This is a genomic window from Rhodococcus sp. 24CO (assembly GCF_050586165.1).
Lineage (GTDB): Bacteria > Actinomycetota > Actinomycetes > Mycobacteriales > Mycobacteriaceae > Rhodococcus_F.
Genome location: NZ_JAZFNF010000006.1, coordinates 137,477 through 149,516, shown reverse-complemented (window position 1 = coordinate 149,516; position 12,040 = coordinate 137,477). Strand labels below are relative to the sequence as shown.

At 60.2% G+C, this 12,040-nt stretch carries 12 protein-coding genes and 1 tRNA gene; 7 read left to right on the top strand and 6 right to left on the bottom strand.

Going from position 1 to position 12,040, the window contains the following annotated elements; translation table 11 throughout:
• Positions 1-290 precede the first annotated feature (290 nt).
• A complete protein-coding gene (locus tag V2B23_RS16030) occupies positions 291-1,460 on the top strand; it encodes a hypothetical protein (RefSeq protein ID WP_430951259.1) in 1,170 nt (389 codons plus the stop codon).
• Positions 1,461-1,475: 15 nt separating this feature from the next.
• Here the strand turns inward: V2B23_RS16030 and V2B23_RS16025 are convergent, their stop codons facing one another.
• Together V2B23_RS16025 and V2B23_RS16020 are read right to left on the bottom strand one after the other, a co-directional pair.
• On the bottom strand, positions 1,476-2,972 hold the full coding sequence (locus V2B23_RS16025) for a sugar transferase (RefSeq protein WP_430951258.1): 1,497 nt from the start codon (positions 2,970-2,972) through the stop codon (positions 1,476-1,478).
• A gap of 154 nt (positions 2,973-3,126) precedes the next feature.
• Positions 3,127-3,819, bottom strand: a complete 693-nt coding sequence (locus V2B23_RS16020; protein ID WP_430951257.1) for a GAF domain-containing protein — start codon at positions 3,817-3,819, stop codon at positions 3,127-3,129.
• Positions 3,820-4,923: 1,104 nt separating this feature from the next.
• On the opposite strand from V2B23_RS16020, the gene V2B23_RS16015 reads away from it, so the two are divergent.
• Positions 4,924-5,073, top strand: a complete 150-nt coding sequence (locus V2B23_RS16015) for a hypothetical protein (protein ID WP_430951256.1) — start codon at positions 4,924-4,926, stop codon at positions 5,071-5,073.
• A gap of 304 nt (positions 5,074-5,377) precedes the next feature.
• Entirely contained in the window at positions 5,378-5,641 is a 264-nt protein-coding gene (locus V2B23_RS16010) for a cyclic-phosphate processing receiver domain-containing protein (protein WP_430951255.1), read from the top strand.
• A 432-nt stretch (positions 5,642-6,073) separates the two neighbouring features.
• On the opposite strand, the gene V2B23_RS16005 is transcribed toward V2B23_RS16010, so the two are convergent.
• On the bottom strand, positions 6,074-6,649 hold the full coding sequence (locus V2B23_RS16005; RefSeq protein WP_430951561.1) for a helix-turn-helix domain-containing protein: 576 nt from the start codon (positions 6,647-6,649) through the stop codon (positions 6,074-6,076).
• Positions 6,650-6,668: 19 nt separating this feature from the next.
• Positions 6,669-6,742: transfer RNA gene (locus V2B23_RS16000), tRNA-Gly, on the bottom strand.
• 210 nt (positions 6,743-6,952) lie between these two features.
• On the opposite strand from V2B23_RS16000, the gene dcd reads away from it, so the two are divergent.
• The 4 genes from dcd to V2B23_RS15980 are packed head-to-tail and all read left to right on the top strand — an operon-like array spanning position 6,953 to position 9,593.
• A complete protein-coding gene (gene dcd, locus V2B23_RS15995; protein WP_033235759.1) occupies positions 6,953-7,522 on the top strand; it encodes a dCTP deaminase in 570 nt (189 codons plus the stop codon).
• Positions 7,523-7,537: 15 nt separating this feature from the next.
• Entirely contained in the window at positions 7,538-7,822 is a 285-nt protein-coding gene (locus V2B23_RS15990; RefSeq protein ID WP_095886885.1) for a hypothetical protein, read from the top strand.
• A gap of 58 nt (positions 7,823-7,880) precedes the next feature.
• Positions 7,881-8,063, top strand: a complete 183-nt coding sequence (locus V2B23_RS15985; protein ID WP_430951254.1) for a hypothetical protein — start codon at positions 7,881-7,883, stop codon at positions 8,061-8,063.
• Between the two features lie 6 nt (positions 8,064-8,069).
• Positions 8,070-9,593 (top strand): hypothetical protein, encoded by a 1,524-nt coding sequence (locus tag V2B23_RS15980; protein WP_430951253.1) that lies wholly within the window; start codon positions 8,070-8,072, stop codon positions 9,591-9,593.
• A gap of 3 nt (positions 9,594-9,596) precedes the next feature.
• Here the strand turns inward: V2B23_RS15980 and V2B23_RS15975 are convergent, their stop codons facing one another.
• The gene (locus tag V2B23_RS15975) at positions 9,597-10,349 is read right to left on the bottom strand and encodes an IclR family transcriptional regulator (protein WP_430951252.1); all 753 of its coding nucleotides are present in this window, start codon (positions 10,347-10,349) and stop codon (positions 9,597-9,599) included.
• The gene (locus V2B23_RS15970; protein ID WP_430951251.1) at positions 10,349-11,854 is read right to left on the bottom strand and encodes an APC family permease; all 1,506 of its coding nucleotides are present in this window, start codon (positions 11,852-11,854) and stop codon (positions 10,349-10,351) included. Before V2B23_RS15970 ends, V2B23_RS15975 begins: the two co-directional genes overlap by 1 nt.
• Between the last annotated feature and the right edge of the window lie 186 nt (positions 11,855-12,040).

Sequence of the window (12,040 nt, the reverse complement as noted above, 5' to 3'; positions counted from 1 at the left end):
ATCTCGAACTACACATCGATGAGCTCCCTCCATCATAAAAGTGGCTCGATCTCAGCGAGCACTGCAGCCAATCCGTGGCATACACTACTACAGGTGGAGTGTGCATTAAGTGACAGAAGTGCGGATGGGCACTGGCCACCTCGAATTAACTTGATCAAATTGGGTGCCAACGTGATTAACGTTCGGTTGCCGCGTTACGGAGCAGTTATCGCCATCAATTTCGAAGAATCGATGATGTGGACCGCGTCTTCCGAGGCCAGGGAGTGACGCGTGTTCGGTCAGTGCTAGACGTGAAGCGCGTTGAGCCACTGGTGCAAATCGTCGCGGGCCTGGCGCTTAACGCATTCCCAGCAATTTTTATCGCAGTATTCGCGCGTGTCGCACCCATCGAACAACAAGGCCGCCTTGCGGTTTCGCTGGCCATCGGAACCTACGTGGCGCAGCTGCTGTCAGCATTCGTCGTCGAGTCGCGCCTTGCCACCCCGGAAGCGGATCACAAAGTATCGATGCCCTGGTGGATAGCATTGATGAGTTTGGTATCCGGAACCCTCCTCATCGTGAGTCCCGCGGTTCCGCCAACGCCCATCACACTGATCGGAGTTCTGGGCCTGTCGTCGGGCTTGCTGATGGCCCGGACGATCGGCGTGGTGCGCGGTAGATGGAAGCTGGAATCGGTTGCCGCTTCGATCCTTATGGCAGGTTGCTTGAGCGCATTGGTCCTTGCCGTGTACGACAACTCCAACTGTGTCAGGGTTCTTGCAGCGGGTGCTCTCTTGGCCATTCTCATCAGATGTTGGCCGCTGCCCGCTCGCCGAGATCTGGGTTTCCCGCCTGACCTGACCAAGGCTGCGTGGGTCACCGGTGAAACTGCGACAGTCGGAATGGTCCAGCCGGCATTGGCTTCTTTCATCCTGGTCATTCTCGGACCGTCAGCTGCTGTCGGATTCCGGGTTGTGTCAACCATTTCAGGGATTCTCGAACCGATTCTCGCCTACGGCCGAGTACGCCAACTCGCCCATGGACACAAAGGCGAGGTTGCCAACGTTGCGATGATCATTGTGGTCGGAACAGTGGTGATCTTCGCTAGTGCCTATCTGGGTGTGTGGAGCCTGATTTTCGGCCCCGCCTGGAACAGCTCACTGTATGTCGCTCTGGCAGTTGCCTGTGTGTGGAAGCTGTGCATGCTGGTGACAACCATCCCCTTTGCCGCGCTACGACGGGCGGGCCGCACAAAAATGGTGTTCTGGCTCAGGGCCGCGAACACCGCGCTCTACGTGGTGCTCGGACTGACTTTCTTGTTCACTTTCCATTCCAGCACTGCGGTATTTCTTTCGTTTGTCATCACCGAGGTGCTCATGTTCGTGCCCTATCACGTGGCAGCCGCGAGGTTGGCGCCGGAATACAACTCGGTCTTCCTCGGCGGGAAGCGAGCGAACAGACTCGCGTCCGAGAAGGCATGAAGACTGCGCCGCCCGTCATTCGGCCTGTTTGAAAACTGCCAGCACGGTCAGCATCAAGATCTTGATGTCCAGCCACAGAGACCAGTTCTCGATGTAGTAGTTGTCCCATTCGGCGCGGTCGGCGATGGACGTCTGTCCGCGTAAGCCGTTGACCTGAGCCCAACCCGTGACGCCCGCCTTGACTCGGTGTCGCTCGCCGTAGCGGCGGATCTGCGCCTCGAACAGGGTTACGAACTCCGGGCGTTCGGGCCGAGGGCCGACCAGACTCATGTCACCACGGAGGACATTGAGCAGCTGGGGGAGTTCGTCCATCGACGTCGACCGCATAAGTTTTCCGATCCGGGTCCGTCGATCGGTTCCCTCGACGCCGCCCGGTGCGCTACCGACTTTCGGAACAAACGTCACGTGGTCGGGATCGGGTAGCCGCATCGAACGAAATTTGAGGCAGCCGAAGACCTGGCCGTTACGCCCCACTCGCTCCTGAGCGAAGAATATCGGTCCCGGTGAACTCAAGCGCACCAAGAGCATGAGAGTGAGGAAGAGGGGGGACAGCGCGAGAAGGATGCAGCCGGCGACGATTCGGTCGCTGATGTGTTTGACCCGGAACTGCCAGCCTCGGGGATTGGTGTGAGGCACCGACAACAAGGGCATACCGCCGATGTGGTCGATGAGGCTCTTCGAGCCGATCACCTCATACATGCGTGGCACCACCCATACCCGAAGTCCGTGGCGGTGGGCGATGCGGACCGCTCCGGTCAGCAGCTCACCGTGAACTTTCGTGAATGCGATGACCAGGCGTTCGGCCTGGGTTTCGACAATGACGGACTCCAGGCGATCGACAGCGCCCAGGTACGGCACCTGGTCGGCCTCCGTCCCCTGGTCAGTGCGTATGGGGGATTCGTCCGACAGCACTCCGACCGGGTTCATGCCGTGTTCAGGAGCCCCGATCATCCGAGCAATCACGTGCTGGGTGAGCTGTCCGGATCCGATGACCAACGTGGGGGACACGAGATGGGAGTTCCGTTGCAGGCGTCGTTGGACCACCACGCGAACCAGACGGCCCAACGGAATCAGGATGCTTGCGCACACCCACAGCTTGGTCACGGCTGCACCGGGGCGATCTGTGATCCCGAACAGGACCAGCGCGCACAGCAACAGCATTGCCGCGATCGAGCCGGAGGACAGGACCCCGTAGAACTCGTCGAGGAATCGGCGGTTGAGCGAGCGGCGATACAACGACCGCGCGCCCATGACGGTTACCACCAGGGGAATAAAGAGCGCGAAGCACCACAGGGGTGGATGAAGCAAAACTGATGTGAGCGCCCACCACCATGCGAGTGCCACCGCGATTGTCGCCGACAACACATCGATGGAAACACTGACGATGGTGCTCAGCGGATCGGTCCGAATGAGCTGCCCGAATGTTTTATGCGAATTCGAAGAAGTAGGTGGGGTGCCTCCGGGGACGGTCGAAGTCTCGGCCTCCAACAATTGCGGCAATTCCCACTCCATCCACGACAATCCTGAATTAATCAGACAATTCGTACATCCACCATTAATCGCATTCTATAGGGGGGCTAACGATATTTGCCGTAGCAACTCGCGCATGGTTTGAATGCGACTCGGCGTCACAGTCAGCAATCGAAAGATGCGCGGCAACTGTCTTTTATTTGTCGAAGATTACGTTTTGGACGACGTCGGCAAGGTCGGTCATGATCTGGACCTCACCACTCGACCAATGATGCGGTTGGGTGTCCCACGCGCACAGCGTCCCTACGGGGTGACCTGCGTTGTCGATGATCGGTATACCGATGTAAGCGCCCACTACGCCGCTCGTGGCCGCAGAATGATCCCTGAGTACCGGGTGGTCGGCGATGTCGTCGATTACGAGTGGAGAGCCACTCACGACTGTGTATACGCAGAGCGAGTCGGGGAGGGAATGGGTCCGTTGGTCTCCGATGTCGCCGGAGCGGGAGGCGATCGCGGCGTTGACTTGCTCGACGTCGGTGATCATGTTCAATGCAGCGTTCGGGATCCCGACGGCGTCGATGGTCAGTCCGACGATCTGATCGACTTCGGGATGTGGTCCGGGCTCGAGTAGTCCGGTGTCGTAGACAGCACGCAACCGAGCGCTGTCGTTGAGCGCCGACCACACATGCGGCTGCTCGCCTCTGACAGCGGCACGCAACCCTTCGAAGACGGCGACAAGCGCGGGATCCGTATACACCTCGTTGATCGCAGCGAACGGGTCGCGAGTGGCGCGTTCGGCAGAATCCGCGATCGTCTGCTCGCGTTGACCCGCGCCGTCGTCGCTTGCGTTATCGGAACTTGTTGCGTCTGTCGGACTCGGTGGTGTCATATCTCTTTCCTGGTGAATCGGTGGCAACATGTCGTAGTACCGCAATTGTGGTCCGCTGGTCTGGAGTACGTTGGCTGGCCCTCGGTGCAAGAACGGAAGCGCTACGTAACCGTTGTCGGACCGAAGAACCAGCCTTGCGACTACCGTAATGTTCCGCTGACCGTCGAGGGAAGACGCCGCCTCGTAAAGCGTTCCCAAGGCCATTCGATTGCTTGCCTGGTATACGAATGTTGACGCGGGTGACATCCTCGTCGGCAGCGCCGTAATTGTGGAGCGGTGTACTCCTGGCCGCGGTGTGGCGGATGTCCGGTCGTACAGATGCGGGCCGTGATGGCGACGTGCTGGCCGCGCCGGGTGCTAACTGGTCCACGCTAAATGGAACGCGCAAAGAATAGCTCCGGAATGGTCTTTCAGAGCTGCGCCCCTTGTCGTGTCATTCCTTCCGTGGAATCCAGTGGTTTTTTCGTGAGAACAAACGAAGGCAGGACCATTGCGGCAATCGCGTCGGGAAGAAGTCCGATGAATTGTTGCGGGAGCTTGGGGTGTAGATAACCAATGCCCTGCCCTGATGCGTCTCAGATCTGCAAAAACCTCGAACCTTACGAGAAGGCTGGGGCTTGTGCCCGTCTCAGCGACAAGATAATAGTGAAGCAAGCCCCGCCGGCCGGGACGGGAGTCGCAACCGGCGGGGCCTGGCACCCTCGACGACGTCGACGACGTCGGCGATGAACCTAATGCGGCCGACACTCACCCGCCACTTACATACCAGTAGTCACGAAACCTCCAACCTCGAGCGGAGATTGGAGCTATGCAACCAACGGGATCGAATCCGAAACACGGCCGGGATTACTCAGGTTAGGCGGCTTTTGTCGTGGAGTAGGCACCCCAGGTTCCTGTCAGCATTCTGTGGAAATCATCGGAACGGACTACGGCCCATCGTCTTCGGACTGGCTGGATTCCCCATGTGGTAGTCATCGATACACTTTTTCGATCCGACATCTTCAAGATGCTCGCCGCTTTCCGGTCATCCGCTTTGCGCTTCGGTTTGTCCGCAATGCGTTGCAGCGGTGGCGAACTGGAAGCATTCGGAGCAGGATTACGAAGATGACTCCCGCAGAAGAAAAACGTCAGATCGGCCTGATCAAGGGTCGGTTGTCGGTCAAGTTTCCGAGCGAGACCCAGGAGGCTGTCGACGTCGCAGTGAACCAGGCGTACACCCATTTTTCCGGTAAGAACATCCCCAGCGGCATCTGAATTTTCCGCATATGTGCGTTGGGGGAGGGACGGGCTCACTGGCGCAACAGCACGAACATCCTCCGCTTCGAGGACGTAGATCTCGCAGACTTCGGGACTACAGGTTCTTGCGACTCGCCAGACTCAGGTGCTGGATTTCGCCAGTGTCCTGAGCGATCGTGGAAGACATGGACAAATGTAGAACGTGTTCCACTCTTGAATCGCCCCCTTGGAATGGCGATGAGGTGAAAGGCCTCAGTGAAATTCTGTAGCCACCCGTAGTTGCTCACAGAGAACCGGGTGGAGGAATCGAAAGGACTACAGAATGAACCTCTGGGTCGACAACTTATGGACGCCACCCTTTGGGTGGGCCTGGGCACAGACGAGCTCGGGGGCTATCGACGCACTCTGTTTCGGCATGGTGGAACGACTCTCCCTCGGTTACGGCCTGGGCGGTATGGACACCACGCGTCCGGTTATTCGATGGATGCGCGAAAACAGAATTTGGCCGCGGGAGATTCACGTTCACAGTGCCAACTCGGCAGGCGCCGAGTGGCTTACCGGAATGATCGACCGGTACCGCGATTAGCCCACCTAGAATCGCGCTTTGTGCCCCGGCCTGATCCGTCAGGTGCGGTGGTCCGCCGACCTTATGCGTGAACATTCAGCCGGCGGATCGTGCGCATTCGAACTGTCGGGGACGAACGCGCGGAATGAGTGGCCCTCCGGTTGGGTCGGGGTGATCGATCCGGAGGCTCGAACACGGTGAGCTGAGCCGTAATTCGCGCACGAGGGTCTGAGCACTTACGCCCATGTCGCCGATCACCGTCGACACTAAACGTCAAGCGCATTGCGTGTAGGACGAAATTGATGGCAACGCAACGGATCTGCCGATCACTGAGTGCGCGACAGATGCCGAAGCGGAGTTCGTCGTTACCTGGGGAGCGGTGTTGATGGGCGAAACCGACCCACGGCAGGCTCGCTCAGCCGGTAAGGTCAGCGGCGCCTGGCATAGTCGTCATTACTCTGACCGGGCACGAAGATGTGCACGCTCACCTTGCCGGCCGAATAGAATGATCAGCTCGGCAGATGCGTCATCTGCGGTAGAAAACCAGTGCGGGACATGGGTATCGAATTCGGCTGCCTCACCCGGGGTGAGGACCAGATCTTGGTCTCCGAGAACGAGTCGGACCCGTCCGTTGAGTATGTACAGCCATTCGTACCCTTCGTGTGAGGAAGGGATCGGCGTATCCCCGAACCGTGCCGCCGGAATGATGAGCTTGTGTGCCTGTACTCCTCCGGCGCGGCGAGTGAGTGGCAACCATGTCATCCCGTACCGGGTCACAGGCTGCAGATGAACCCGCGGATCACCTGTCAACGGGCCGCCGATCAGTTCGTCGACCTGCATCCGGTACGTCCTCGCCAGAGCGAGTAATTGCTCGAGGGTCGGTCGACGCTGCCCCGACTCCAGCCGAGACAACGTGCTCTCGGAGATCCCCGTGGCTACGGAGAGGTCAGCGAGGGTGGTCTCGCGTTGCTTACGAAGGACACGAAGTCGGGGGCCGACTGCGATGATGGTCGGCAGAACGTTCTGGATGGATTGATGGATGCGTGGATGGAGCCGATGACGGGAATCGAACCCGCGTATTCAGCTTGGGAAGCTGATGTTCTACCATTGAACTACATCGGCGTCGCAGCCGGTCGGAGGGGTTTTCGCCCCCGATCAACGTGCTTTCCGAAGGTTATCAGACGCCAATTCCGATGTGTGGAAGCCCCGCCAGGCAACTAGTGCTCACACTCGATTTCTCGCGACACAAGAACCCGAGCTGTTCGTCACAGCATTGCGTGATCTGCCTGGTGATTGGTCTGCGCTGAAGTGATGAACCGGTAGCCTCTACGTGTGCTGCTCTCCGATCGTGACATCCGTGCCGAAATTGCTGTTGGACGCCTGGGCATCGACCCGTTCGATGATTCGATGGTCCAACCGTCGAGCGTCGACGTGCGCCTGGACGGTTTGTTTCGGGTTTTCAACAACACGCGATACACGCACATTGATCCGGCACAGCGCCAGGACGAGCTGACGAGCCTGGTGGAGCCCGCGGAGGGGGAGCCGTTTGTGCTGCACCCCGGTGAGTTTGTCCTCGGTTCGACGCTCGAAGTGTGCTCGCTGCCCAATGACCTTGCCGGCCGCTTGGAAGGTAAGTCGAGCTTGGGTCGTCTGGGTCTGCTGACGCACTCGACTGCTGGTTTCATCGATCCGGGATTCAGCGGTCACATCACGTTGGAACTGTCGAACGTCGCGAATCTTCCGATCACTCTGTGGCCGGGAATGAAGATCGGTCAGCTCTGCCTGCTCAAGCTGTCGAGCGCTGCAGAGTTCCCGTACGGAAGTTCCGAGGCCGGTTCCAAGTATCAGGGCCAGCGCGGTCCGACGCCGTCGAAGGCGTACCTGAACTTCAACCGGGGCTGACGGAAGACCGCACGTATGACCGCGTTGTTCTACGGCATGGTTTTCATGAACCTGCTGTTTGTGACGAGCACGGTGTGTTTGGTCAAGCCTTCGCGAATCAGCGCGATTGCCACCGCGTTTGCCGCGCTGATGTGGTTGCTGCTCAACGGCCCCCTCGAAGGGCAGGTGTTGTGGTCACTGACTCCGGAGAACGGCCTCACTGTGTCGGATCTGTTCTCATTCGTGGCGTTCGGTATTGCGGCACGGGGATGGTTTGTGGCGGGTAATCGCAGGCGCGGGAATCGTTTCGGACGGCGATAGCAGGCAGATAGACGTCAGCTATGGGGAATCTCCCCCAATTCGGGCATAATTGCAGGTTATGTGGTGGATTGTCGTCGGCGGACTGATCCTTTGGGTGGCCTGCGCCGTACCTATCGCCATTATTTGGGGTAAAGCCATCGCCCGACGCGACCGCGCTGATTCCGAATTCCGCGTTCAGGATTGGTCTGCCGAGCTGGCCAGGTCGATCGAAACGGAAACCGATCCCGAGATCGAGAAGTGATCGGCCATGGAACTGCCTTCCGATACTCCGGCCGACGTGGTCGAGGCAGCGGCGGCAGGTCCGCGTGTTCCGAAATTTGATTCCACGCTCGGTATTTCTGTAGTTCCGGCCGCCGGGCCGGTCGGCCACCGCTTGGTGGTGATCGGAGATTCTCTCTCACAAGGGTTTCAGAGTGGGGCTGTCTTCAACACCGACCTGTCGTATCCGTCGATCATCGCGTGGCAACTCGGCTGGTTCGACAGCTTCCGCTTCCCTCGTTACGGCGGCCCGGGTGGGCTACCGCTGAACATCGAATTGTTGCTGCGCACACTGGAAGAGCGCTTCGGGACGTCGACTGACGTGTGGGAGATTCCGCTGGCATTGTTCGCGGCACGCGGATTCATGGATCAGGTCGAGGACTACTGGGAGCGTGGCCCGGGTAGCGTCGCACCGACGTTCTCGGCGATCAATCACAACCTGTCCGTGTACGGGTGGGATTTGCGCGACGCTCTGACCAAAACCGCTGCGAGTTGTGAAGCGGCACTACATCAACCAAACGATGATCTGCTCAGCCAGATTGTCGAGAACAACGGCGAGCGGACGGCATTGCGAGTGCTGCCGCGAGGATCCGATGCCGAGAAGAAGATGACGGTGTTCGACGCGGCAGCCGAACTGGGCAAGGACTGCATCGAAACCTTGGTTGTGTTTCTCGGGGCGAACAACGCGCTGCGGACTGTGACCGACCTGCGAGTGCAGTGGAGTGGCAACAAGTTCCGCGACCTGGACGGCAAACGAGACTACACAGTGTGGCAGCCGGATCACTTTGCCCGCGAGTACGCCGAAGTGCTTGCCGCTATCCGGAAGATCAACGCGCAGCATGTCATCTTGTGCACGGTGCCTCACGTGACGATCGCCCCGATCGCGCGAGGACTGGGCGGCAAAGTCGAGACCGGGTCACGGTATTTTCCGTATTATGCCCGGCCGTGGGTGCGCGACGCAGACTTCGATCCACGACGCGATCAGCACATCACGGGAGCGCAGGCCTGGAGTGTTGATACGGCGATCGACCTGTACAACACGGGAATCGAGCGGGCGGTGGCGAGTGCGCGCCGGGTGGGCAAGGACTGGCACCTCTTTGACGTCGCGGGGCTACTCGAGCGCGTCGCTTCCAGACGGTATGTCGACGACGTCAACGCGAGGCCGTCGTGGTGGACGCCCTACCCACTGCCCAAGGCCTTGACTGATCTTGTTCCGGTGCCGGATTCACGATTCCTCGCCGCGGACGGTTTGGGTGGCCGAGCGTCGGGTGGCTTGTTCTCGCTGGACGGGGTGCATCCGACCACTGTGGCCTACGGGGTTCTGGCCCAAGAGTTGATGAACATCATGGCCGGCGCCGGTGTGCAGTTCGATTCCCCGGCAGTCGATTTTGATCGCCTCGTCAGACGGGACACGCTGGTGCGCACACCGCCCCAGAATCTGGATCAGACGCTCGGACTCATCGGGTGGGCCGACGAACACCTCGGTTTCGTGAAACGGATCTTCGGGCTGTGAGAGTCAGCTAGCTCGGCACAACGATGGAGAGACCATCCGGCCGGCGTAGTCCCGGAGCAATGCCTCGAGTCCGGTGTCCTCGGTAGACAATCTGCCGGTTGGGCCGATAGCGGCCAGCGAGCCGACAACACCGTTCTGGCCGTCGCTGATCGGCACGGCGAGCGCTGAGCGGCCGATGCGAATCTCGTCGACCTCCCGCGCCGGCTCACCGCGTCTGATGCGGGAAAGCTCGAGTTCGAGGTGGTCGGCGTCGGTGATGGTGTGTGCGGTGATCTTCTTGAGCGGCGAGGCCGTGAGTTCAGGCCGCGAAGATAACAACAGTTTTCCGATGGCGGAGGCATGCAGCGCGCTCACGAGGGTGCGCTCACCACTGAGTTCGTGATCGGGGTCGCGGTCGATCAGCCGGACCTTTCCCTTGTCGTACGACGCGAGATACACGCCGTAGCGCACTTGTTCGCGCAGTTCTTCGAGCAGTACGGAGTTGTCCACGGGTGTGGGTTCGGCAGCGGCTCCGGCTAATTCGCGGGTGCGTCGGCCGAGTGCAAATCCGGAGAGATCCGCGATCCGGACCAGGTAGCCGTCGGCGACAAGGATGTTGAGCAATCGGTAGGCGGTTGCGGGAGGAATGCCGGCCAGCGCCGCAATGTCTTTGGCGGTGGCGCCGGAACCGAGTTGCGCCGCGGATTCGAGCAGCGCCAATGCACGCTGGACTGCTCGCGGTTCATGTCCACCGAGATCTCGGGGTCGACCGACCATCAGCGCGGACCGGCAGCGGATTCGCCTACCAGCACGATATTGCCGGCGGCATCGGGGCCGAAAACTCCGGCGCCGGGGAGTACGTCCTCGGTTTCAGGCTGGTCGAAGGCACCGATGTGCAGGAGGCTTTGAGGGCTGCGACGACGCAGATAGAACTGCCACAGTGTGCCCGAACTGAGTATCACCAGCACGGCAATCGGTGCGATGTACGTGTGATCAACGATGTTCGCGTACACCAGGTATCCGAGGACAACTGCGCCCGCACCGCTGCCACAGGACGCTGCGGCGAGTACGCGGGGTGTGTCTTCGCCGATGCGCGTGAGGAATACGACGGAACTGATCGCGACCAATGCGTAGGCAACAATTACAGCTGCCCGCACCGTGAGGCGCAGATCTTCGAAGAACACACCTCGTCCGATCACGGCGAAGGTGCCACCGCCGAACAGTACGGCGGCAACAACAACGCTCAACGTGACGCTAGGGGTGCGGAAGGCGCTGTGCACGTGCGCAAAAGCGCGGGGGAGGAGGCGCTCCACACCAAATGAGTAGAGCAGCCGCGACGCGGCATTCGACGACGCCATCGACGACGCCAGCCACGAGCAGCCCATTCCGATGTTGAGCGCGATTACCACGGCTGGGCTGACACCGGTCGAAGTTCCGTGCAGATAGGCGTTGACGAGGGTGTCGCTGCGTCCGGTCCAGGCTGCCCAGCCGGCAAAGATGAAGAGGCCGCCGCAGATGATCGGAGTGAAAAGGACTGTGCGCGTCACGGTTACCAGTGGGCGGCGGGCTTCGGGGCCGAAGAAGGCGGCGCTCTCGAAGCCGGCGAGCGCAAAGAGTGCGGCGAGTGCCGTGATCAGTAGTCCGTGGCCCGAAGTGGATGGAATGATCTGTGCATGTTGATCTCCGCCGATGAGCATGAGCGCGACTATGAAGAGCAGGGAACAGCTTTCGGCCACGAGAATTGCGAGTGCTGCAAATCTGACGCTCCGGAGCAGACACGCAAGGATCAGTGCGGCGAGCACGGTGTACAGGGCGATCAGCTGAAATGTGCCGTGCACGCGTATGCCGGCAAATCCGAGCAGCGTAATGACCGCCAGCCCACCGTGATAGAGGGTCATCACCGCGCTGCCGACATATTTGACGAGTATGGCTATGCCGGTGGTGATGGCGGCCCGGGTGCCGAGTCCGCGAAAGGCAAAACTATGGAGTCCGCCCGATGCTGCCATCCGTCTGGTGAATTGGGAGATGCAGAACGCGATCGAGGTGACCAGCACGGTCGCGATGATGATCGTGATCATCCCGCTCAGAAGGTGACCGTGTGTCAGCATGGTGACCGGCAGCACAACCATCGAGACAGCCGGTGCTGTGGTTGCCACCGATTGCGCCAGTACTTCGGCGCCCGAGAGTTGTCGGCGCCCGAGTGCGCGCAGCGGTGAGCGCGCGGGTGGTTGCTTCTCGCGCGTGGTGAACGATCGCGCGATGGCCTCGGTGAGTGCGGACATGCGCGGGACGCTAATGCACTTCTGTAACGGAGAAGTTTCCTACGTGAGTCCCCTGATCGCATCCGGCTGAGAGAGCGCGTGTCGGTGCGGCGGCAGATTCTCACTCGATTCCCACGGACTGTTTCCTGCGCGACAAGTTCTCGACCCATCGCCGCGCCATTGTTGTTTCCACACCAACAACCCGGG